Origin of the sequence: Pseudomonas sp. Irchel 3A7 (assembly GCF_900187565.1) — a bacterium.
Classification (GTDB): Bacteria; Pseudomonadota; Gammaproteobacteria; order Pseudomonadales; family Pseudomonadaceae; genus Aquipseudomonas.
In genome coordinates, this window is sequence record NZ_FYED01000015.1 from 1 (window position 1) to 21,855 (window position 21,855).

25 protein-coding genes and 1 pseudogene are annotated in these 21,855 nt (G+C 61.0%); 14 read left to right on the plus strand and 12 right to left on the minus strand.

Annotated elements, in window-relative coordinates; genetic code table 11:
• Positions 1 to 211 precede the first annotated feature (211 nt).
• Positions 212 to 472: an accessory factor UbiK family protein gene (locus CKW21_RS23085; protein ID WP_095196219.1), complete on the minus strand. Its 261-nt coding sequence runs from the start codon at positions 470 to 472 to the stop codon at positions 212 to 214.
• A 420-nt stretch (positions 473 to 892) separates the two neighbouring features.
• On the opposite strand from CKW21_RS23085, the gene glnK reads away from it, so the two are divergent.
• The 4 genes from glnK (at position 893) to sutA (ending at position 3,667) form a co-directional block, all read left to right on the plus strand.
• Positions 893 to 1,231 carry a P-II family nitrogen regulator gene (gene glnK, locus CKW21_RS23090; RefSeq protein WP_002555808.1) on the plus strand — a complete coding sequence of 113 codons (339 nt, stop codon included), beginning with the start codon at positions 893 to 895 and terminating at the stop codon, positions 1,229 to 1,231.
• A 35-nt stretch (positions 1,232 to 1,266) separates the two neighbouring features.
• Entirely contained in the window at positions 1,267 to 2,604 is a 1,338-nt protein-coding gene (locus CKW21_RS23095) for an ammonium transporter (protein ID WP_095196220.1), read from the plus strand.
• Between the two features lie 215 nt (positions 2,605 to 2,819).
• Positions 2,820 to 3,245 carry a secondary thiamine-phosphate synthase enzyme YjbQ gene (locus CKW21_RS23100; RefSeq protein ID WP_008030499.1) on the plus strand — a complete coding sequence of 142 codons (426 nt, stop codon included), beginning with the start codon at positions 2,820 to 2,822 and terminating at the stop codon, positions 3,243 to 3,245.
• Between the two features lie 101 nt (positions 3,246 to 3,346).
• A complete protein-coding gene (sutA, locus tag CKW21_RS23105) occupies positions 3,347 to 3,667 on the plus strand; it encodes a transcriptional regulator SutA (protein WP_060542536.1) in 321 nt (106 codons plus the stop codon).
• Between the two features lie 186 nt (positions 3,668 to 3,853).
• On the opposite strand, the gene CKW21_RS23110 is transcribed toward sutA, so the two are convergent.
• The 6 genes from CKW21_RS23110 to CKW21_RS23135 are packed head-to-tail and all read right to left on the minus strand — an operon-like array spanning position 3,854 to position 8,467.
• Positions 3,854 to 4,561 carry an HAD family hydrolase gene (locus tag CKW21_RS23110; protein ID WP_095196221.1) on the minus strand — a complete coding sequence of 236 codons (708 nt, stop codon included), beginning with the start codon at positions 4,559 to 4,561 and terminating at the stop codon, positions 3,854 to 3,856.
• Positions 4,558 to 5,457, minus strand: a complete 900-nt coding sequence (gene xerC / locus CKW21_RS23115) for a tyrosine recombinase XerC (RefSeq protein WP_095196222.1) — start codon at positions 5,455 to 5,457, stop codon at positions 4,558 to 4,560. Before xerC ends, CKW21_RS23110 begins: the two co-directional genes overlap by 4 nt.
• A 2-nt stretch (positions 5,458 to 5,459) precedes the next feature.
• Positions 5,460 to 6,185, minus strand: a complete 726-nt coding sequence (locus tag CKW21_RS23120; RefSeq protein WP_095196223.1) for a DUF484 family protein — start codon at positions 6,183 to 6,185, stop codon at positions 5,460 to 5,462.
• A gap of 13 nt (positions 6,186 to 6,198) precedes the next feature.
• Positions 6,199 to 7,029, minus strand: a complete 831-nt coding sequence (gene dapF / locus CKW21_RS23125; RefSeq protein ID WP_095196224.1) for a diaminopimelate epimerase — start codon at positions 7,027 to 7,029, stop codon at positions 6,199 to 6,201.
• 4 nt (positions 7,030 to 7,033) lie between these two features.
• Positions 7,034 to 8,281: a diaminopimelate decarboxylase gene (gene lysA / locus CKW21_RS23130; protein WP_095196225.1), complete on the minus strand. Its 1,248-nt coding sequence runs from the start codon at positions 8,279 to 8,281 to the stop codon at positions 7,034 to 7,036.
• A gap of 9 nt (positions 8,282 to 8,290) precedes the next feature.
• The gene (locus CKW21_RS23135; RefSeq protein WP_095196226.1) at positions 8,291 to 8,467 is read right to left on the minus strand and encodes a lipoprotein; all 177 of its coding nucleotides are present in this window, start codon (positions 8,465 to 8,467) and stop codon (positions 8,291 to 8,293) included.
• A 295-nt stretch (positions 8,468 to 8,762) separates the two neighbouring features.
• Between CKW21_RS23135 and cyaY the strand changes: the two genes are divergently transcribed.
• The 3 genes from cyaY (at position 8,763) to rnk (ending at position 10,010) form a co-directional block, all read left to right on the plus strand.
• Positions 8,763 to 9,095 carry an iron donor protein CyaY gene (gene cyaY / locus CKW21_RS23140; protein WP_095196227.1) on the plus strand — a complete coding sequence of 111 codons (333 nt, stop codon included), beginning with the start codon at positions 8,763 to 8,765 and terminating at the stop codon, positions 9,093 to 9,095.
• 4 nt (positions 9,096 to 9,099) lie between these two features.
• Positions 9,100 to 9,318 (plus strand): DUF1289 domain-containing protein, encoded by a 219-nt coding sequence (locus CKW21_RS23145; protein ID WP_095196394.1) that lies wholly within the window; start codon positions 9,100 to 9,102, stop codon positions 9,316 to 9,318.
• A gap of 281 nt (positions 9,319 to 9,599) precedes the next feature.
• Positions 9,600 to 10,010: a nucleoside diphosphate kinase regulator gene (rnk, locus tag CKW21_RS23155; RefSeq protein WP_095196229.1), complete on the plus strand. Its 411-nt coding sequence runs from the start codon at positions 9,600 to 9,602 to the stop codon at positions 10,008 to 10,010.
• Between the two features lie 7 nt (positions 10,011 to 10,017).
• Here rnk and CKW21_RS23160 read toward each other — a convergent pair whose 3' ends face one another.
• The 3 genes from CKW21_RS23160 to CKW21_RS23170 form a co-directional block, all read right to left on the minus strand.
• A complete protein-coding gene (locus tag CKW21_RS23160; protein ID WP_095196230.1) occupies positions 10,018 to 12,864 on the minus strand; it encodes a class I adenylate cyclase in 2,847 nt (948 codons plus the stop codon).
• A 192-nt stretch (positions 12,865 to 13,056) separates the two neighbouring features.
• Positions 13,057 to 13,302 carry a TIGR02647 family protein gene (locus tag CKW21_RS23165; RefSeq protein WP_095196231.1) on the minus strand — a complete coding sequence of 82 codons (246 nt, stop codon included), beginning with the start codon at positions 13,300 to 13,302 and terminating at the stop codon, positions 13,057 to 13,059.
• A 244-nt stretch (positions 13,303 to 13,546) separates the two neighbouring features.
• Complete coding sequence (locus tag CKW21_RS23170) at positions 13,547 to 13,843, minus strand: hypothetical protein (RefSeq protein WP_095196232.1); 297 nt, start codon at positions 13,841 to 13,843, stop codon at positions 13,547 to 13,549.
• Positions 13,844 to 13,967: 124 nt separating this feature from the next.
• Between CKW21_RS23170 and CKW21_RS23175 the strand changes: the two genes are divergently transcribed.
• Complete coding sequence (locus CKW21_RS23175) at positions 13,968 to 14,627, plus strand: glutathione S-transferase (protein WP_095196233.1); 660 nt, start codon at positions 13,968 to 13,970, stop codon at positions 14,625 to 14,627.
• 118 nt (positions 14,628 to 14,745) lie between these two features.
• On the opposite strand, the gene argH is transcribed toward CKW21_RS23175, so the two are convergent.
• Positions 14,746 to 16,140: an argininosuccinate lyase gene (argH, locus tag CKW21_RS23180; RefSeq protein ID WP_095196234.1), complete on the minus strand. Its 1,395-nt coding sequence runs from the start codon at positions 16,138 to 16,140 to the stop codon at positions 14,746 to 14,748.
• On the minus strand, positions 16,137 to 16,322 hold the full coding sequence (locus CKW21_RS31610) for a hypothetical protein (RefSeq protein WP_095196235.1): 186 nt from the start codon (positions 16,320 to 16,322) through the stop codon (positions 16,137 to 16,139). The genes argH and CKW21_RS31610 overlap by 4 nt, the downstream gene beginning before the upstream one ends.
• 228 nt (positions 16,323 to 16,550) lie before the next feature.
• On the opposite strand from CKW21_RS31610, the pseudogene CKW21_RS32365 reads away from it, so the two are divergent.
• The 6 genes and pseudogenes from CKW21_RS32365 to CKW21_RS23210 all read left to right on the plus strand — a co-directional run.
• Positions 16,551 to 16,667 (plus strand): annotated as a pseudogene (locus tag CKW21_RS32365) (sensor histidine kinase); the annotation flags it as partial.
• The gene (locus CKW21_RS23190) at positions 16,664 to 17,410 is read left to right on the plus strand and encodes a LytTR family DNA-binding domain-containing protein (protein ID WP_095196236.1); all 747 of its coding nucleotides are present in this window, start codon (positions 16,664 to 16,666) and stop codon (positions 17,408 to 17,410) included. The pseudogene CKW21_RS32365 and the gene CKW21_RS23190, both read left to right, overlap by 4 nt.
• Positions 17,411 to 17,548: 138 nt before the next feature.
• On the plus strand, positions 17,549 to 18,490 hold the full coding sequence (gene hemC / locus CKW21_RS23195) for a hydroxymethylbilane synthase (protein ID WP_095196237.1): 942 nt from the start codon (positions 17,549 to 17,551) through the stop codon (positions 18,488 to 18,490).
• Complete coding sequence (locus CKW21_RS23200) at positions 18,487 to 19,254, plus strand: uroporphyrinogen-III synthase (protein ID WP_095196238.1); 768 nt, start codon at positions 18,487 to 18,489, stop codon at positions 19,252 to 19,254. The genes hemC and CKW21_RS23200 overlap by 4 nt, the downstream gene beginning before the upstream one ends.
• Before the next feature lie 16 nt (positions 19,255 to 19,270).
• On the plus strand, positions 19,271 to 20,431 hold the full coding sequence (locus CKW21_RS23205; protein ID WP_095196239.1) for a uroporphyrinogen-III C-methyltransferase: 1,161 nt from the start codon (positions 19,271 to 19,273) through the stop codon (positions 20,429 to 20,431).
• Positions 20,428 to 21,666: a heme biosynthesis protein HemY gene (locus tag CKW21_RS23210; RefSeq protein ID WP_095196240.1), complete on the plus strand. Its 1,239-nt coding sequence runs from the start codon at positions 20,428 to 20,430 to the stop codon at positions 21,664 to 21,666. Before CKW21_RS23205 ends, CKW21_RS23210 begins: the two co-directional genes overlap by 4 nt.
• Positions 21,667 to 21,855 lie beyond the last annotated feature (189 nt).

Consider the following 21,855-nt stretch of genomic DNA (forward strand, 5'->3'; position numbering starts at 1 on the left):
GGCCCCCAAACAGATCATCTGTGCAGCAATGCGCAAGCTCCTACATTTTGTCTACGCCGTTCTTAAATCGGGCCAGCCATTTGACCCGAATTTTGCGCTTGCCCGATGAGGGACAAGACGGTATCTACAGATGAATCTGTAGGTCGTTCCGACCTATTCGCGAGCAGGCTCGCTCCCACAGTGGATTGGTTTCAAAGTGGGCTATGCGGTGTTACTCGGTGGGTGGGTTCAGCTTCGCTTCCATTTCCGCCACCTTCGTCTCCAGTGCCTCCAGGCGGGCGCGGGTGCGGGCGAGAACGACCATCTGACTATCGAATTCTTCCCGGCTCACCAGGTCCAGTTTGCTGAAGGCGCTTTGCAGCAGGGCCTTGAACTGGCTTTCGATTTCGGCTTTCGGCAGTGGGGTGTCGCCGCTGAAGAGGCGGGAGGCGGTGCCGGTCAGGGCGTCGAGGAAGTCTTTGGGCGCGAGCATGGGGAAAGGTCCTGGTAACAATGGCGGGCAGTGTATCACGCAGTGTCTATAGTCAATTTCGCGGGCAAGGGATGCACGCTTTTCGCGCATGCGGATGGACGGCGTCGCACCGTTGTTGTGCGTAACGTGCCGGGTGTTGTGGCGAAGTGGCGGCCATCAACCGGTAAAGGCTTGAAAACAGTGAGTTTTGTGGAGATGGCAAGCTTTCTGCTTAGACGGTAGTGACCCATGCACTGATGCAGTCACCGTGACGAATGCAGTGCGCCGAGCGAAACGCGGGGAGCGTTTGGCAAGGAGCGGTTAGCTGGCGTCGGACGGGCGGATAAGGCCGACGATGCGTTACAAAGCCAGGCACTGCGCTTAGACTTGAGACGGGTTTGTTTTCCTGGGGCAAGTCCACCAATTCGGGAGAGAGTTTTCATGAAGCTAGTCACTGCCATCATCAAGCCGTTCAAGTTGGACGACGTGCGCGAGTCGTTGTCCGAGATCGGCGTGCAGGGCATTACCGTCACTGAAGTCAAAGGCTTCGGTCGGCAGAAGGGTCACACCGAGCTGTATCGCGGCGCGGAGTACGTGGTCGATTTCCTGCCAAAGGTGAAGATTGATGTCGCCATTGACGACAAGGATCTCGACCGGGTTATCGAGGCGATAACCAAGGCCGCCAACACCGGCAAGATCGGTGACGGCAAGATCTTCGTGGTCAATCTGGAACAGGCGATTCGCATCCGTACCGGCGAAACCGATACCGACGCAATCTAAGCCGCCACAAACCCAACGCCCCAGGAGAAAACAATATGACTCTGCGTAAAATCGCAGGGCTAGGAGCCCTGTTGTCCCTCGTAATGCCCGGCCTGGCCATGGCGGCAGACGAAGTGGCGGCCCCAGTCCTCAACTCCGGCGATACCGCCTGGATGTTGACCTCGACAGCTCTCGTGCTGTTCATGACCATTCCCGGCCTCGCGCTGTTCTACGGCGGCATGGTTCGGTCGAAAAACATTCTTTCCGTGATGATGCAATGCTTCGCCATTACCGGTCTGATCAGCGTCCTGTGGGTTATTTATGGCTACAGCATCGCGTTCGACACCACCGGCATGGAGCAGGGCGTCGTCAACTTCAACTCCTTCTTCGGTGGCATGGGCAAGGCATTCCTGGCCGGTGTCACGCCATCGAGCCTGACCGGACCGGCGGCGCTGTTCCCTGAAGCGGTGTTCATCACCTTCCAGATGACCTTTGCCATCATCACCCCGGCGCTGATCGTCGGCGCCTTCGCCGAGCGCATGAAGTTCTCCGCGATGCTGGTGTTCATGGGCATCTGGTTCACCCTGGTTTATGCGCCGATTGCGCACATGGTCTGGTCCGGCAACGGCGGCCTGATGTGGGACTGGGGCGTGCTGGACTTCGCCGGTGGCACCGTGGTGCACATCAACGCCGGTGTGGCCGGTCTGATCGCCTGCCTGGTACTGGGCAAGCGTAAAGGTTTCCCGACCACCCCGATGGCTCCACACAATCTTGGTTACACCCTGATGGGCGCCGCCATGCTGTGGATCGGCTGGTTCGGCTTCAACGCCGGCTCTGCCGCGGCCGCCAACGGCACTGCCGGCATGGCGATGCTGGTCACCCAGATCGCGACTGCCGCCGCTGCACTGGGCTGGATGTTCGCCGAGTGGATCACTCACGGTAAACCAAGCGCACTGGGCATCGCCTCGGGTGTGGTTGCCGGCCTGGTCGCCATCACGCCAGCCGCTGGCACCGTAGGCCCGATGGGCGCCCTTGTGATCGGCCTGGCCGCAGGCGTGGTGTGCTTCTTCTGCGCCACCACCCTGAAACGCAAAATGGGTTATGACGACTCCCTCGACGCCTTCGGCGTGCATGGCATCGGCGGTATCCTCGGCGCGATCCTGACCGGTGCATTCGCTGCACCGTCCCTGGGTGGCTTCGGCACCGTGACCGACATCGCCGCACAAGTCTGGATTCAGTGCAAAGGCGTAGGCTTCACGGTGATCTACACCGCGATCATCACCTACATCATCCTCAAGGTCCTGGATGCGGTCATGGGCCTGCGCATCACCGAAGAAGAAGAATCGGTCGGCATCGATCTGGCACTTCACAACGAACGCGGCTACAACTTGTAAGCACGCGCATGAAAAAATTTGCCCGGCTTGCCGGGCATTTTTTTGTCCGCGATTTATCATTGAAAGGACGGCTGAAAGGTTTTTTCTGACAGCTTTGTGAACGTTTACGACGCGTGTTTTTGTGCCGCCGAAGGCTTACACGATTGAAGGATGATCAGGGCCTTTGTTTTTTCCCAGAGCGCGCTAGAATGCGCCCCGAACGTGCGGAGAACTGTATGTGGCAACAGACTCTGATAACCCTGCGGGCGAGGCCCCGGGGCTTTCATCTGGTAACGGACGAGTTACTCGCCGGCTTGCCTGAACTCAAGGCATGCCGGGTTGGTCTGTTGCATTTGTGGCTGCAGCATACCTCGGCGTCGTTGACCATCAACGAGAACGCCGATCCGGCGGTACGTCGCGACTTCGAACGATTTTTCAATCGTCTGATCCCACAAGGAACAGACGGCTATGAGCATAACGACGAAGGCCTGGACGACCTCCCGGCGCACTTCAAGGCCAGCGTGCTTGGCTGTCAGCTCAGTTTGCCGATTTCGGCGGGCAGACTGGCGTTAGGGACCTGGCAAGGCGTTTACCTGGGCGAGCACCGTGATTTTGGCGGTGCCCGTAAAGTCCTCGCCACCGTGCACGGTGAAGAGGCATGAACCGCTGGTCACCAGCGGTTATTGAATTTTTCCGGCAGCCTTCGACAGAGGGCAAAGCTGGGCTATAACTAATCTGCTTTTCGCAAGTCATGAGGTAGAACATGAGCGACGATGATCTGGAAAACGACGACCTCGAAGTAGGCGACGACGAAACCGAAGAAGGTCTGGAAGCAGCGGCCGAAGACGTCGCTGAAGACGACGGCGGTGATGCCCCCGTTCCGACCGCCAAAGGCAAGGCCAAGGCTGCGGTATCGGTCGATGAGCTGCCGAGTGTCGAAGCCAAGAACAAGGAACGTGACGCCCTGGCCAAGGCCATGGAAGAGTTCCTGGCTCGTGGCGGCAAGGTGCAGGAAGTGGAGGCCAACGTGGTCGCCGATCCGCCCAAGAAGCCTGACAACAAGTACGGCAGCCGGCCTATCTGAGCCTGCTTCGCGCTTGCTGAAAAAGCCCGCCGTCGCTGCGGGCTTTTTCATGCCTGGAACAAAATGCCGGGATCTGCTGCGACCCCTGTGGGAGCGGGCTTGCCCGCGATGGGTCATCAAATCCAACATTGATGTTGCCCGATGAATCGCTATCGCGGGCAAGCCCGCTCCCACATTCGTTCTGTGTCAGGCCGACGATGCATTCCACAACGCCAATAACGCCGGCAGCTCGGTCAGACTGCGGATCTCGGCATCCGGCAAGCGCTCGGCTTCCCAGTTTTTGCCCGAGGGGTTGAACCAGATCGCCCGCAGCCCCGCTTGTTGGGCGCCGGCAATATCGTCACCCGGATGATCACCGATATGCACCGCCGTCTCAGGGGTTGCACCGCCGCGTTGCAATGCCTCATGGAACAGTCGCGCATCGGGTTTGGCGATGCCGATGTCTTCGGCGCACAACGCAAACTTGAAGTAGTCCGCCAGCCCCAGCCGCCGTACATCGGCATTGCCATTGGTGACCACGCCCAGGGCGTAGTGGTTGGCCAGCACCTCCAGGGTCGGTTGCACCTCCGGGAAGATTTCCAGCTGGTGCCGGGCATGCAGGAACACTTCGAAACTCTGGTCGGCCAGGTCCGATGCTTCGGCATGGGTATAACCGGCTTCTTCCAGTGCGTGGAACAACACACGCCGGCGCAGGGCGCTGATACGGTGCTTGAGGCTCGGTTCGTTGCTCAGGATGCGTTCGCGAATACTCCACAGATGCTCCACCGCAACGGCGCCCAGGTTGGGCGCATTTGCGGTCAGCCATTCACGCAATACGGCTTCGGCACTGACGATCACCGGGGCGGTGTCCCACAGGGTGTCATCGAGGTCGAAGGTGATCAATTGGATCGTCATGAATCATCGCCTTTAATGCGTTTGGCCCGTGGATGGGCGCTGTCGTAGACCGTGGCCAGGTGCTGGAAGTCCAGGTGGGTGTAGATCTGCGTGGTCTTGATGTCCGAGTGCCCGAGCAGTTCCTGCACCGCCCGCAGGTCTTGGGAGGACTCCAGCAAATGGCTGGCAAAAGAGTGCCGCAACATGTGCGGGTGCAGGTTTTGCCCCAGTTCGCGTTCGCCCGCCGCCTTGACCCGTAGCTGAATGGCCCGCGGCCCCAGGCGTCGCCCTTGCTGGCTGACGAACACCGCATCGTCCGCCGGGTTGGCCATTGCCCGCAAGGGCAGCCACAATTCCAGCGCCTCGCGAGCCTTCTTGCCCACCGGCAACAGTCGGGTCTTGCTGCCTTTGCCGAGCACCTGGACCATGCCATCGGCCAAATCAAGCTGATCGAGATTCAGCCCGGTCAGCTCCGACAGCCTCAACCCGGAGGAGTAGAAGAGTTCAAGAATCGCTTGATCCCGACGAGCGAGGAAGTCGTCTTCGACCCCACCTTCAAGCAGTTGCAGTGCGCGGTCGGTGTCGAGGGTTTTCGGCAGGCGGCGTTCACCCTTGGGCGGCGCCAGGCCGTTGGCCGGATCGTGGTCGCACAGTCCTTCGCGGTTCAGATAATGATAGAGCCCGCGCACCGCCGACAGTAGCCGCGCCAGGCTGCGGGAGGATTGGCCTTGGGCATGCAGGCGGGCGATCAGGCTGCGCAGGCGCTGGATGTCCAGGGCGGCCCAGCTGCCGATGTTCTGTTTGACGCACCAACTCAACACCTTGTCCAGGTCTCGGCGGTAGGCCGACAGCGTGTGCGGCGACACCTGCCGCTCACTGCGCAGGTGTTCGCAGTAAGCGTCCAGTTGCCGTTCCATGATCAGCGTACCGAGCGCAGGGAGCTGTTGATCCGTGGCAGCACGCGGCCCATGACTTCGGCGATGTAGCTCAGGAACAGCGTGCCCACCGAGCTTTTGTAGTGTTGCGGATCACGGCTGGCGATGGCCAGGATGCCGTGGATGCCCTGGTGGGTGATGGCGACGACGGCGGTGGAGCCGATCTGCTTGCGCTGTTCTTCGCCGAACAGGAAGTCCAGTTCGTGCTCGCGCAAGCTGCCGCTGACGCTCTTGTCTTCTTGCAACAAGCCGCCAATGGCCACTTGTGCTTCAGCGTGGGTGACCCAGCGGCCGACCGGCATGGCGTTGTCGCCGAGCAGGATCAGGCTGACGAAGGGCACCTGGAAGTCCTGGCGCAGGCTGTCTTCGACGCACATCACCACGTCTTCCAGGGTGCTGGCGTCCATCAGCGCGAGAATCAGGCGACGGGTCTTGTCGAAGAGGCGGTCGTTGTCACGGGCCACGTCCATCAAGTGCGAAAGGCGGTGGCGCAACTCGATATTGCGGTCGCGCAGAATGGTCATCTGCCGTTCGACCAGAGACACGGTATCGCCGCGTCGGTGGGGAATGCGCAAGGCCGGCAGCAGTTCTTCGTGCTCGACGAAGAAATCCGGATGAGCCTCCAGGTACGCGGCAATCGCCGCCGCCTCCAGGCTTTCGGACGCTGATTCGTCGGGCTGTCGGGCGGGTACCTGAGGCTTATCGGTCATGGCTTCGGCTCATTCAAAGACGCACTTGTCCTTCGTATACGCGCACTGCCGGGCCGGTCATCATGACCGGTTGGCCAGGGCCTGCCCATTCAATGGACAGGCGCCCGCCAGGCAGGTCGATCAATAGCGGCGAATCCATCCACCCCTGGCTGATCGCGGCCACTGCGGCGGCGCAGGCGCCGGTACCGCAGGCCTGGGTTTCCCCGGCTCCGCGTTCCCAGACGCGCAATTGCGCGCGGCCCCGGTCGATGACCTGGAGAAAACCGACATTGACCCGTGCCGGAAAGCGCGGGTGATGTTCGATTTTCGGTCCCAGTTCATGCACCGGTGCGGCGTTGATGTCGCTGACCCGCAGTACGGCATGGGGGTTGCCCATGGACACTGCGGCCAGCTCGACCGGCGCACCGTCGACGTCGACCTGATAGCTCAGGGCCTGCTCCGGCGCCTGGAACGGAATATCCGCCGGCACCAGGCGCGGGGCACCCATATTGACGCCGATCTGCCCGTCGTTGCGAACATCCAGTTCGATGATGCCACTTTTGGTCTCGACACGGATCTGCCGCTTTGCGGTCAGGCGCTTGTCGAGCACAAAACGGGCGAAGCAGCGTGCACCGTTACCGCACTGTTCCACTTCAGAGCCATCGGAGTTGAAGATCCGATAGCGGAAATCCACGTCCGGGTTGCTTGGCGCTTCGACGATCAGCAGCTGGTCGAAACCGATACCGGTATGCCGATCGCCCCACAACTTGGCGTGCTTGGGCAGAATGTGCGCGTGCTGGCTGACCAGGTCGAGGACCATGAAGTCATTGCCCAGGCCGTGCATCTTGGTGAAACGCAGCAGCATGGTTTTACTCCGGCAGCAGGCTTTCGCCAGCAAACAACTCGGCTACCGTCTCACGGCGACGCACTTCAAATGCCTGATCACCGTCCACCAACACTTCGGCGGCGCGGCCGCGGGTGTTGTAGTTGGAACTCATGACAAACCCGTAGGCGCCGGCCGAATGCACGGCCAACAGATCGCCTTCTTCCAGGGCCAGCTCACGCTCTTTGGCCAGGAAGTCGCCGGTTTCGCAGATCGGGCCGACGATGTCGTAGGCGCGGGCAGGGGTGCTGCGCGGGCGCACGGCGGTGACGTCCATCCAGGCCTGATACAGCGCCGGGCGGATCAGGTCGTTCATGGCCGCATCGACGATGGCGAAGTCTTTGTGTTCGGTGTGCTTGAGGTACTCGACCTGCGTCAGCAGCACGCCGGCGTTGGCCACGATGAAGCGGCCCGGCTCGAACACCAGCGCCAGATCGCGACCGTCGAGACGCTCGCGCACGGCTTTGATGTAGTCGCCGGCCAATGGCGGCTCTTCATCGCGATAACGTACGCCCAGACCGCCACCGAGGTCGATGTGACGCAGGTAGATGCCGCAATCGCCGAGGCGGTCGACCAGGCCCAGCAGGCGGTCGAGGGCGTCGATGAACGGCGGCAGGGTGGTCAGTTGCGAGCCGATATGGCAATCGACGCCGACCACTTCCAGGTTCGGCAGCTGTGCGGCACGCACGTACACGTCTTCGGCGTCGGCGATGGCGATGCCGAACTTGTTCTCTTTGAGACCGGTGGAAATGTACGGGTGAGTACCGGCATCGACGTCCGGGTTCACGCGCAGCGAGATTGGTGCGCGAACGCCAAGCTCGGCAGCAACCACTTGCAGGCGTTCCAGTTCGTCGGTGGATTCGACGTTGAAGCAGTGCACGCCGACTTCCAGGGCGCGACGCATGTCGTCACGGGTCTTGCCGACGCCGGAGAACACGATCTTGTCGGCGCTGCCGCCAGCGGCCAGTACGCGTTCCAGTTCGCCACGGGACACGATGTCGAAACCGGCGCCCAGACGCGCCAGGACATTCAGTACACCGAGGTTGGAGTTGGCCTTGACCGCGAAGCAGACCAGGTGCGGCATGCCGGCCAGCGCATCGGCGTAAGCCAGGTATTGGGCTTCGATGTGGGCACGGGAATAAACATAGGTCGGTGTACCAAAGCGATCGGCGATGGCAGACAGGGCAACACCTTCCGCGAACAGTTCACCGTCACGGTAGTTAAAAGCGTCCATGAGGTTCCCTTATTGGTAGACGTCGTGCTTGTGCGCCTTGGAAGCAGGCTGCTTTTGCGAGGACTGGGCCTGCTCTGCAGGGTCCTGGTCGGGATCGGGCAGATACAGCGGGCCTTTTTGACCACAGGCCGACACCAGGCAAGCAACCGCGACGAGCGCAGCAAGGGAAGAGATCAGGCGCTTCATGGCGAAATCCTTGAAAATGCATTAATTGCGCCGGAGTATACCGGCCACCCGGCAGCTTGCCTATGCGATGCGGCTCCCGTCCGGCGGGCCTTGCAAGATGCCTGTCGGTATCATGCAATCCCTGTGGGAGCGAGCCTGCTGGCGAAGGCGGTGGGTCAACCAACTATGCTGGTGGATGTGCCGGCCTCTTCGCGAGCAGGCTCGCTCCCACAAATCGTAATCCTTTGCATTCGGCAAGCAGCGCCCGTATCTTGCGGCGCTTGAGCCTGATCAGACACTTTTTGAGGTTGCCGTAATGAGTTTGTCCGAAGCCCGTTTCCACGATCTGGTCGATGCCACCCAGCAAACCCTGGAGGACATCTTTGACGAAAGCGACCTGGATATCGATCTGGAGAGTTCGGCCGGTGTGCTGACCGTCAAGTTCGAAAACGGCACTCAGTTGATCTTCAGCCGTCAGGAGCCGTTGCGGCAGTTGTGGCTGGCGGCGGTGTCCGGCGGCTTCCACTTCGATTACGACGAAGAGAGCGAACGCTGGATGTGCGACAAGAGCGAAGAGCAGTTGGGTGAAATGCTTGAGCGCATCGTCAAGCAACAGGCTGATGTTGAACTCGATTTCGAAGGTCTGTGAGGCCGTGACCCAGCCTGCGCCTGCTCGTCCGCCCAAGCCGCTGTACAGTAATGTCAGCCCGGCGGTGCCATCGCCGTGCAGCGGTGTGTGCCGGCTGGACGAACAGAAAGTCTGTCTCGGTTGTTTCCGCCATGTTGAAGATATCCGTGAGTGGCGCTCGGCGGACGATGAGCGGCGACGGGTGATTTGCGCACAGGCTGCTCAACGCAAATCCTGCGTCTGACGCTATCCCTGTGGGAGCGAGCCTGCTCGCGAAAACGGTGTGTCAGTCAAGCAGTTATCGACTGATACACCCTATTCGCGAGCAGGCTCGCTCCCACAGTGTTTTCTATACGCCGCTTTCTAACGCCCTCCTGTCGGCACCGTGGCTGCCCTCGACTTGTATATTTTTTGAGCTGTGATAGTGTCCAGATAAGCCTCAACCCATCGAGGCTCGTGAAAACCCCGCCTTTTTCTGGCGGGGTTTTGCTTTTTTCGTGCAGAAGAAAGGAGTCTGCCCTGATCATGACCGCACCTTCCATCACCCTTACCCGTCTGGACGTCCAGCGTCTGGAGCGTCTGATCGACAGCCTGGATGAAACCCTGCCGGGCGTTATTGCGCTGCAAACCGAGCTGGATCGCGCCGACACGCTGGTCGGCCACGATGAAGTGCCCGCCGATGTCGTGACCATGAATTCCCGCGTTCACTGCCGTGAAGAGATCAGCGGCAAGGACTATCACCTGACCCTGGTTTACCCCAAGGATGCCAATGCCGACGAAGGCAAGATTTCCATTCTGGCGCCAGTGGGCAGTGCGTTGCTCGGCCTGAAGGTCGGACAGCACATCGATTGGCCGGCACCGGGTGGAAAGACCCTGAAACTGACCTTGCTAGAAGTCGAATCGCAGCCGGCCAACGGTGGTGACTTTCCGGAGTAACGACCGATCAGACCTGCCCGAGCGCCTCGTTCAATGCGCGCTCCAGATCGGCCTTGTAACGCAGATACAGATTGCTTGAGCCATGACCATCACCGAGCAGGCCCGACAGGTCCAGATCGGTGATGTAGCAGCGGTAGCGCTCGGTCTCGCGGCGCTGCTCGACGATCTCCCGGGCGACCACACTGAACAGTTGGTCGCCATGCTCCAGCTCTGAAAACTCCCGCTGATTACAGTACAAGGTGACGTGCGCCTTGCCCGGCGCGGCTTTGCCTACGATCGCCTGCACGTCATAGAACGGTTTGTTGACCGGTGTTTGCGGCGCCGGACGGGCTTCGACCCGGCGCGCCCGGCCTGTACTTGAAGGCAGGATCTGGTAATACAGGCTCTCCAAGCTCCGGGGCTGAGTGGCGTCCATCGGCAGCAAGGCCTCACGCCGGTACTGGATCGACAGCAGGAATCGTTGCAGCGGCACCAGCAGGCTTTGCTCGTCGTGCCATGGCAAGCGTTGCTGCCACAAGGCATTGAATTCATCCAGCACGTACAGATCGGCCTGGTCTTCGTTGATCCGGTAGAACACCTGAATGCAATCCGGCTGGCCCATGGGCAGGAGCAGCGCGAGGTCGTGGTCTTCGAGTGCCATCGAGTCCAGGTGCAGCGGGCTGTAGCGGGTCAGGTCTTCGCTCAGGTAATCGCAGAGCGCCGGCAGCGTGGCGAGGGCGACGTGCCTGACATGGCCGGGCACCAGCTCCAGTACGTGGTAATGCTGCTGGACCTGAACCAGGTAGCGATGATTGAGTTTGCTAAGCAGCAGGTTCTGCGCCGTGTCGAGGATGTCCTCGACACGCTGGGCGATGAACTGCGCGCGGTTGTGACAGAAGCAGCGCACGCGCAATCGGGGTTGTCGCCGGTCTTGCGGCAGGTTGTTGAGGTAATCGCGCAGGCAATCGAGCAGGGCGTGAGGGCCGTCGAAGCGGCTGACCAATACTTCGTTCCAGCTGTTGAGCGTGACCTGGTCCAGGGTCAGCACCAGGTTTTCCCGAACCCCTGCGTAACTCAGGGAGTCGGTGCGCTCGGTGGTCATCAGGATGTTCAGGTCGCGGTGATGCTTGAGCGGATCGACACCGACGTTCACCAGAATCAGCACTTCGCTGGGCACGCTGGCCCGCAGCAAGGGCTCTTCGGCGACGGTCGGCAGAGGCAGGGCAATGGTCTGTTGCAGGCTGCCGAGCAGGTTGAACAGCTCGAATTCGCTGAGGTCGCTGCCGCCGGGGTGCAAGGCCAGGCGGGTGCTGCTGTCGATCACACCGTTGCGGTGGCACCAGGTCAGCAATTCGAGCAATTGGCGGCTGCGCTTGATCGGGGCGAAATGCTCCCACTCAAGGGCGGTCAGGCTGCCGTTGTACAGGCCCCACTGAGACTGCCCCGGTTCCTTCTTGTTTACCGCGTGCACCAGCGTCAGGGTGTCTTCGGCCAGATCCGGGGCGATGCCCGGGTTGATGAATTCGATCTTGTCCGCCTTGCGTTCGAAGGCCGCGTAGAGTCGTCGGCCCAGTACGCTGAGGTCGCGCTTGTTGATGAGGCTGACGGTTTGTTCGTTGCGGGCGAACTGGGTCAGGAAGCGGTAACTGTAATTCAGCTCGTTGACCAGGGCTCGGCGCTCGGAGCTGACCTGACGGACTTTCCACTGGCTACGGCTGTCGAGCAGGGCCAATTGGCGCTGGTCCCATCGCCATTCGTGGGCCAGGCGCTCGAGCAGCGAGCGCTGCCAGCCCTGGGAACGGCCGCTGCTGCCGGTGAGCTTGCGATTGACCTTCAGATACAGCGCGCGCCGCACCAGCTCCAGACGTTCTGGCTCGTTGCGGGCGATGAGGTATTCCTCGATGCGCCGGTAAACCACCACGTAGGGGTCCAGTTCATCGAGGTCAAGCCGGTTGGCAAACACGGCTTGCTTGAAGCGCAGGCTCAGGCACTGGACCCTCGGGTGTTCGCTGGCGTAGACCTCGGTCAGCAGCAACTTGAGGACCGATTTGTAAGGCGACTCGATACCCTTGAACAGCTGCCACAGACCGGCGCCGATGAACTCGCCGGGCGGAATGAACGCCAGCGGTCCCAGGTCGAGGGTTTCGTCGGCGCGGATGAAACGCTTTGACAGCAGCGTATGGATGTAGCGGTCGTAACTCGCTTCTTCATAGACCGGTACCAGCCACCAGATCGGCGTACGCCCGGCCAGCCAGATCGCGGTGCGATAGAACTCGTCGAGCAGCAGGTAGTGCTGGGTGGTGCCGCAATTTTCGGAACTGAGTTGATTGTCGCGCTCGCCTCTCACGAAACGGGCCGGGTCGATCAGGAAGAAGTGCGCCTCGGCGCCCTGGCTGGCAGCCCAGGCCTCCAGCAACTGACATTTCTTGCGCAGCTCGCCGAGTTCGTTCTCGCTCAAATCCGAGCTGTGACACACCCACACATCCATGTCGCTCTGGTCGGCCTGGGCGAGGGTGCCGAGGCTGCCCATCAGGAACAGGCCGTGAATCGGTCGTGGCGGGTTGCTGCCGTGGCGTGGCTTATAGGAAAACGAGCGGGTCAGGCGTTGGGCTTCGGCGAGGACGTTGGCGTCGGGTTCGAAATTCGACAGTCCGGCCGGTGTGCTGCCTGAAACATAACCCGGCAACAGCGGATGATTGACGTGGAAAAACAACGGCAGAAGGTTGAGCACCCCTTGCTGGCGGGTCGACAAACCCTCCAGGGCGCGCGCCATGCGGCCTTCGTTGAGTTTGAGAAAACGTGCGCGCAGCTGGCTGAGAACCTTGCGGTCAATTCCCTCGTCCAGATCGGGGCGGATTTCATGGTGGCGGGTCATGTCAGCTCAAACCGGCTCGCAGGGCTCGGACGTGGGGCTCTCGGATGAAGGCAGTTTAGCGCCTCGGTCCTGGGACATTTAAGCTGAATTTGTTTTTCTGGCGTCAGATTTATACCGCAAGGCGACGCCGGACAGCAGAGGTTGCCCGCGGAAATCCCGCAGCAGGGGTTTCCGTGGGCGATGCAGTGGAATTCAGGCTGTTTCTTCGGCTTTCAAAATAGTGAGCACGGTTTGCACACTTTGCGCGGCATCACGCCCCAGGCTGGTCAGATAACCACCATCGGGCTGGTCAATCAGTTCTTTTTCGTACAGGCGTTGGGCGGCGGCAATGGCTTTCGGGGCAGCGGTCTGATGAATTTTCAGGCCTTCCTGGGAACTGTCCAGGTTGAAGAGTGCGAGGATTTCCAGTTCGGCAACCAACTCAGGGGTAAGCGACATAAGGACTCCAGACTTTCTAGGAATTGGACGACAGCGCCCCTAAGGTGAACCCGCCGGTGCGGCATGTCCAGTGCTCGAGACAGCCTTTTTTTGCCGAGGGATGCATTCCCCGGAATCGGGGTGGTTTTTCTGTAGGAGCGAGCTCTGCTCGCGATGGTCTTCAACGATTACGCGTAAAACCAGCTGCACAAGTGGCGCTTTCGGGTTTTTCGCGAGCAAGCTCGCTCCTACAGGAGGGCGGGGGTTATTTCTTTTCCGGCGGCAACTCTGGCAGTGCGCGCAGCGCAGCTTCGTACCATTCGGTATTGAACGCGCGGTCTTCTTCGAGGATCGCGTCGATTTCTACCGCTAATACGTGGGCCATCAAGTTGAGGATTTCCTCGCGCTCATAACCCACCAGTGTCAGCTTGTTGAACGTCGCCTTGGCCGCTGGCGGGTTTTCGCTTTCGATCTGGTTTTCGATGGCTTCGATCAGCGTGTTCTCGGCGAACTCTTCTTCGTCGATGTCGTCTTGGCTGGTGCCGGGGGTTGGCTCGCTCATGGCAGGCTCCTCTAGGAAAGGTGGCCAGTTTACCTGCATTCAGGGCTGTGATGCTGCTGGCGAGAAAGCCCCCGGCGTTCTATAACAGGCACTGCCAACCCCTGCACGGCCTGGAGGCTTTGTGATGCTCAAGCTTTATGGATTTTCCGTCAGCAACTACTACAACATGGTCAAGCTGGCGTTACTGGAAAAAGGACTGTCATTCGAAGAAGTGCCGTTTTACGCCGGCCAGACTCCCGAGGCGCTGGCTATCAGCCCCCGTGGCAAAGTACCGGTACTGGGCGTCGAGCAGGGTTTCATCAATGAAACCAGCGTGATCCTCGAGTACATCGAGCAAAGCCAGAAAGGCACACCACTGCTGCCGAGTGATCCCTTTGAGCGGGCGCAGGTGTTGGCGCTGGCCAAGGAGATCGAGCTGTATATCGAACTGCCGGCTCGCGCCTGTTATCCCGAAGCGTTTTTCGGCATGACGCTACCGGATGCGATCAAGGAAAAAACCAAAACCGAGCTGCTGCTGGGGATTGCATCCCTGGGTCGGCACGGCAAGTTCAGCCCCTACGTGGCGGGCAACAATCTGAGCGTGGCGGATCTGTACTTCCTGTATAGCGTGCCGCTGGCCTGCGGGGTGGCGAAGAAGCTGTTTGAAATCGATCTGTTGGCGGAGCTGCCCGCAGCCAAGGAATTGCTGGATCGTCTGGGGGACAATCCAAATGTCCAACGGATTGCGGCGGATCGGGAAGCGGCGATGCCAGCGTTCATGGCGATGGTCGCGTCCAAGAAGTAGGTTTTCAGTGTCCTGAAGTCAGTCATCGCGGGCAAGCCCGCTCCCACAAGGATCTTCGACTGTCCCAATATCCGGGGCAGGCAGAAAACCTGTGGGAGCGGGTTAGCCCGCGATACTTTTAGCGGCTGGCGATCAGAGCCTGACCGCGCGCTACTGCAGCCTTCACTTGCGCCGGAGCAGTACCGCCGATGTGGTTGCGGGCATTGACCGAACCTTCCAGTGTCAGCACGGCGAACACGTCCTGATCGATCTGGTCGCTGAACTTGCGCAGTTCTTCCAGGCTCATTTCCGCCAGGTCCTTGCCGGTTTCCACACAATACTTCACGGCATGGCCGACGATTTCGTGGCAGTCACGGAATGGCAGGCCGCGGCGCACCAGATAGTCGGCCAAGTCGGTGGCGGTGGAAAAACCGCGCAGCGCCGCTTCGCGCATCATGGCGTGCTTGGGCTTGATCGCCGGGATCATGTCGGCAAAGGCCCGCAACGAGTCGCGCAGGGTATCGGCGGCGTCGAACAGCGGTTCCTTGTCTTCCTGGTTGTCCTTGTTGTAGGCCAGCGGCTGGCCTTTCATCAGGGTCAGCAGGCCCATCAGCGCACCGAACACACGACCGGTCTTGCCGCGCACCAGTTCCGGAACGTCCGGGTTTTTCTTTTGCGGCATGATCGAGCTGCCGGTGCAGAAGCGGTCCGGCAGATCGATGAACTGGAACTGCGCACTGGTCCAAAGCACCAGCTCTTCGGAGAAGCGCGACAGGTGCATCATCGCGATGCTCGCAGCCGAGCAGAATTCGATGGCGAAGTCGCGATCGGACACGTTGTCCAGGGAGTTGCCGCCGACCGCGTCGAAGCCCAGCAGTTGGGCGGTGTATTCGCGGTCGATCGGGTAGGTGGTGCCGGCCAGTGCAGCGCTGCCCAGTGGCATGCGGTTGGTGCGCTTGCGGCAGTCGACCAGGCGTTCGTAGTCGCGGCTGAGCATTTCGAACCAGGCCAGCATGTGGTGCCCGAAGGTCACCGGCTGCGCGGTTTGCAGGTGGGTGAAGCCAGGCATGATGCTGCCCGCTTCGCGCTCGGCCTGCTCCAGCAAGCCTTTTTGCAGGCGGGTGATTTCGCCCAGGATCAGGTCGATCTCGTCGCGCAGCCACAGACGGATGTCGGTGGCGACCTGGTCGTTGCGGCTGCGGCCGGTGTGCAGCTTTTTACCGGTCACGCCGATGCGGTCGGTCAGGCGCGCCTCGATGTTCATGTGCACATCTTCGAGGTCGACGCGCCAGTCGAACTGGCCGGCCTCGATTTCACCCTGGATGGTCTTCAGGCCATCGGTGATGCTGTCGCGCTCGGCATCGGTCAGCACGCCGACCTTGGCCAGCATGGTGGCGTGGGCGATCGAGCCCATGATGTCGTGGCGATACAGGCGCTGGTCGAAGGTGACGGAGGCGGTGAAGCGGGCGACGAAGGCGTCGACGGGTTCACTGAAGCGGCCGCCCCAGGACTGATTGGTCTTGTCAGTGCTCATGAATTCGCTCGTATCGGCTGAAGAAAGATGGCGTTAAAGCTGCCGCGGATAATAACAGGGTTGCCAAGCCTGTCGCTGACACTGGTCGACTGGTTTGCAGGAGCGAGCTTGCTCGCGATGAACCTGAGAGCGACGCGCGTATCCAGATAGCCCACATTATCGTTAACGCCCATCGCGAGCATGCTCGCTCCTACAGTTTTCACTATAAGCACAACGATATTTTTCAATTGAGCAATAACGTCCCGGCAACCGTCTACAGTTGGACAGTAGGATCAGCGCACTTCTCGGTGCAGACGCTGACTATAAGAAGAGGGGTGTTCATATTGCGTATCAGCAAACCCTGTGGCGATGTGTCGCCAATGCGGGCCTGGGCCGCCAATCGCCCGGCAGATGAAAATTTAGCCGTCGGACCAGCGGCACTTTTTGACGCTCGCGCTAGTCTTAGCGTGGATCGCGGTGACGGACGTCACTTCACCTGTCTACGCTATCCTTGTGCGAGACTCACGCAGGAATCCAGCGCAATATGAATGTCCTGATCGTTGATGACGACCCCCTTGCCCGCGAGCGCCTGAGCCGAATGGTTGGTGAACTCGAGGGATACAGTGTCCTGGAGCCAAGCGCCACGAACGGCGAAGAAGCACTGGCACTGATCGACAGCCACAAGCCGGATATCGTTCTGCTCGATATCCGCATGCCAGGTCTCGACGGCCTGCAAGTGGCCGCGCGATTGTGCGAGCGCGAAACCCCGCCGGCCGTGGTGTTCTGCACAGGTTCCGATGAATTTGCCGTGGAAGCCTTACAGGCCAGCGCCGTAGGTTATCTGGTGAAACCGGTGAGAACTGAACATTTACATGACGCATTAAAAAAAGCCGAACGCCCCAATCGTGTCCAACTCTCGGCCCTGACCCGTCCGGCCGCCGAAAGTGGCAGTGGCCCTCGCAGCCATATCAGCGCCCGCACCCGAAAGGGGATCGAGCTGATTCCGCTGGATCAGGTGGTCTACTTTATCGCCGATCACAAATACGTGACCTTGCGCCATGAAGCCGGCGAAGTGTTGCTCGATGAACCGCTCAAGGCCCTCGAAGACGAATTTGGTGACCGTTTCGTGCGCATCCACCGCAATGCACTGGTCGCCCGCGAGCGCATCGAGCGCTTGCAACGAACGCCTCTGGGGCATTTCCAGCTGTTCCTCAAAGGCCTGAACGGCGACGCTTTGATTGTCAGTCGGCGCCATGTGGCCGGCGTACGGAAGATGATGCAGCAGCTTTGATTCGCTGATCACAGGCGGATTTCACACCCGATTGCCGGACATCCGGGGCCAGGGAGGCCGAGTAGTTTCTGATACAAGTCAAAGTGGATTTGGCTGAGCTGTTATTATCTGCCGTATCTATTCAGTACGGATTGATCCATGTCCTCTCGCCAGATCCGCATCGCCACCCGCAAAAGTGCTCTCGCCCTGTGGCAGGCCGAATACGTCAAAGCCCGTCTGGAAGAGGCCCATCCGGGCCTGCTCGTGACGCTGGTTCCGATGGTCAGTCGCGGCGACAAGCTGCTCGACTCGCCGTTGTCGAAAATCGGCGGCAAGGGCCTGTTCGTCAAAGAGCTGGAAACAGCGCTGCTGGAAAACGAAGCCGACATCGCCGTGCACTCCATGAAAGACGTGCCGATGGACTTCCCGCAAGGCCTGGGCCTGTTCTGTATCTGCGAGCGCGAAGACCCCCGTGATGCATTTGTCTCCAATACCTATGCCAGCCTTGAGGCGTTGCCGCCCGGCAGCATCGTCGGTACCTCTAGTCTGCGCCGTCAGGCCCAGTTGCTGACTCGTCGTCCGGACCTGGAAATCCGTTTCCTGCGCGGCAACGTCAATACGCGCCTGGCCAAGCTCGATGCCGGCGAATACGACGCTATTATCCTCGCGTCCGCCGGTTTGATCCGGCTGGGATTTGAGGATCGCATCACCTCGGCCATCAGTGTCGAAGACAGTCTGCCGGCCGGTGGCCAGGGCGCGGTGGGGATCGAGTGCCGCAGCGCTGACAGCGAAATTCACGCGTTGCTGGCACCACTGCATCATCAGGACACCGCCACCCGTGTGACCGCCGAGCGTGCCCTTAACAAACACCTGAATGGCGGCTGCCAGGTGCCGATCGCCTGTTACGCCGTGCTTGAAGGCGAGCAGGTCTGGTTGCGTGGCCTGGTGGGTGATCCGAGTGGCGGTCTGTTGCTCAGCGCCCAGGCGCGTGCGCCGCGTGGCGATGCCGAAGCCCTGGGTGTGCGCGTGGCCGAAGACCTGTTGAGCCAAGGTGCCGCTGACATTCTGAAAGCGGTCTATGGCGAGGCAGGTCACGAGTGACTGGCTGGCGCCTGCTGCTGACGCGTCCGGCGGATGAGTCGGCGGTGCTGAGTGGTCTCCTGGCCGAACAGGGGATTTTCAGTAGCAGCTTGCCGCTTTTGGACATCGTGCCGATCCCGGCCTCTGACACAATGCGTGACGTGATCCGAGGCCTGGATCGCTATTGTGCATTGATCGTGGTCAGCAAGCCCGCCGCACGGATCGGCATCGAACTGCTCGACCGGTTTTGCTCGCAAACACCGCGTGTGAAATGGTTCAGCGTCGGCGCGGCGACGGCGCAGATTCTTCAGGATCGCGGCCTGGACGTGAGCTTCCCGGAGGATGGCGATGACAGTGAAGCCTTGCTTGAGCTGGCGAATTTGCGCGAGGCTGTCGCCCGGCCTGATCCGCGTGTGCTGATCCTGCGTGGGGAGGGTGGTCGCGAGTGGCTGGCTGAGCGCTTGCGAGAGCGAGGTGCTAGTGTCGAGTATCTGGAGTTGTACCGCCGCGAGCTGCCGCCATACCCGCCGGCAGCGCTGTCGGAACTGATCGAAGCGGAACGCCTGAATGCGCTGGTGGTCAGCAGTGGACAGGGTTTTGAGCACCTGCATCAACTGGCTGGCGATGCCTGGCCGCAGTTGGCGCGGATGCCGTTGTTTGTACCAAGCCCCAGGGTCGCCGAGCTGGCACATGCCGCCGGGGCCCTGACAGTTGTGGATTGTCGTGGCGCCAGTGCCGCGGCTTTGCTGACGGCGTTACGGGAGCATCCCGTGCCCGTTCTCTAATGCAAAGGATGGATACGTGAGCGAAACAGCCTTGCCTAAAGATGACGTCCGGCCAGTGCTCGATGCACCAGTCGATGTTCCTGTTGATGAAGTGCCGCCGCCACGTGATGCCGTGCAGCGCCGAGGCAATGGGCTGGCAATCGTCGCGCTGCTGCTGGGTGCTGCCGGTGTCGCGGTAGGAGGTTGGGGTGTCTGGCAGGTGCGTCATCTGCAAGCGACCAATCAGCAGCACTTGAGCCAGGTGCAAGCGTTGAGCGACGAGGCGCAGAGCCTGAAACTCAATGAGCAGCGCCTGAGCGCGCGCCTGGAGCAATTGCCCGGCGCAGATGTGCTGGAGGAGCGCAGTCGTCTGGTGATTCAACTGCAGGGCGATCAGCAACGACTCAATCAGCGTCTGGAAACCGTCCTCGGGGCCAGTCGCAAGGACTGGCGCCTGGCTGAAGCCGAGCACTTGCTGCGTCTGGCCAGCCTGCGCCTGTCTGCGTTGCAGGACATCAGCAGTGCCCAGGCCCTGGTCCAGGGCGCCGACGAAATTCTTCGCGAACAAAATGACCCCGGTGCCTTCGCCGCGCGCGAACAGGTGGCGAAAACCCTGGTGGCCTTGCGCAGCACCGAACAGCCGGATCGCACCGGGCTGTTCCTGCGCCTGGGTGCGCTGCGTGATCAGGTGGTCGGTCTCACCGAGCTGGCCCCCGAGTACAAGGACCGTGGCGAATCCCTGCTGGGCCTGACCGCCGACGGCGACGGCGCCAGCCGCTGGGCGCAATGGTGGGATCAGATCTCGCGCTACATCCGTATCGATTTCAACGCCGATAAAAATGTCCGCCCGTTGCTCGCCGGACAGAGCCTGAGCCAAGTGCGTCTGGCACTGAGCCTGGCACTGGAGCAGGCGCAATGGGCCGCGCTCAATGGCCAGGCGGCGGTTTACAGCCAGGCGCTGGACGAGGCACGGGACGTGCTCAAGGGCAACTTCAACCCGGACAACCCGCAAAGCAAAGTGATGCTTGAACAGGTGGCCGAACTGAGCAAGCAGCCTGTCACCGTGGTGACTCCGGACCTGACCGGTACGCTGAGCGCCGTTCAAGGGTATCTGGAGCGACGCAATGTCAACGCCGAAGACTCGATCAAACCGCTGGCCAAGCCTGCCGCGAACACCTCGCAGGAGGCCACGCCATGAAGCGCCTGTATGTGATCGTGTTTCTGGCCATTGCCGCCGCCGCGGCGCTGGGGTTGGCGATTGCCGAGCATTCCGGTTACGTGTTGATTGCCTATAAAAGCTTCCGCTTCGAGTCGAGCCTGTGGGCGACGCTGGCGCTGGTCGCCGTACTCTGGCTGGTGTTCTGGGGCATCAAGGCGTTGATCGAGTTGGTGACGACGTCCGGCGGCGTGGTCAATCCATGGTCACGGCGCAACCGCAGTCGCCGGGTACAGGTGGCGATCGAGCATGGTCAGCTGGACTTGGCCGAGGGTCGCTGGGCCAGTGCGCAGCGTCATTTGTATCGAGCTGCGGAAGCCGAGCGCCAGCCGCTGCTTTATTACCTCGGCGCTGCCCGTGCCGCGAACGAACAAGGGCATTACGAAGAGAGCGACAGCCTGCTGGAACGTGCGCTGGAGCGTCAGCCCCAGGCCGAGTTGGCGATCGCCCTGAACCACGCGCAATTGCAGACCGACCGTGGCGATACCGAAGGTGCCCTGGCGACTCTGCAAGCCATGCACGAGCGCCACCCTCGTAATGCACAGACCCTGCGCCAGTTGCAGCGCCTGCACCAGCAACGGGGCGACTGGTCGGCAGTGATTCGCCTGCTGCCGGAGCTGCGCAAGGACAAAGTCCTGCCGCCGGCTGAACTGGCCGAGCTGGAACGCCGTGCCTGGGGCAAGAATCTGTCTTTGGCGGCGCATCAGGAAGAGGGCGGGACCGTCGGTTTGCAGTCGCTCAATCGTGCCTGGGAGCAGCTGACTTCGGCCCAACGCCAGGAGCCGCAACTGGTGCTGGCCTATGCCGAGCAGCTGCGGCAACTGGGGGCGCAGGTCGAGGCCGAGGAGGTCTTGCGCATTGCGCTCAAGCGCAACTACGACAGTCACCTGGCGCGTCTCTACGGGCTGGTGCGTGGCAGTGATCCGGTTCGCCAGTTGCAGCTCGCCGAAGGCTGGCTCAAGGATCATCCCGCCGACCCGAGCTTGTTGCTGACGCTGGGGCGCCTGTGCCTGCAAAGCAGCCTGTGGGGCAAGGCCCGGGACTATCTGGAAAGCAGTCTGCGCGTGCAGCGCAACCCGGAAGCCTGTGCCGAACTGGCGCGGCTGTTGGCGCAAATGGGTGACACCGAGCGTAGCAATCAACTGTTCCAGGAAGGATTGGGATTGCTCGATGAGCGCTTGCTGGCAGCGCCGTTGCCGGTGCCCATTCGCGCTTGATTGAGCCGGGCTTCAATGGCTGAAGAATGACCTTGTGGCGAGGGAGCTTGTCGGAACGCCGCACCGTCCCGCTGGGCCGCGAAGCGGCCCCAATGCCACAACAGATACATTTCAACGTCGTATTTTTTACGTTTGATTGCGTCTTCAGCTGAATCCTACAAAGGACTACGCCTGATCCTCCAGATGCTG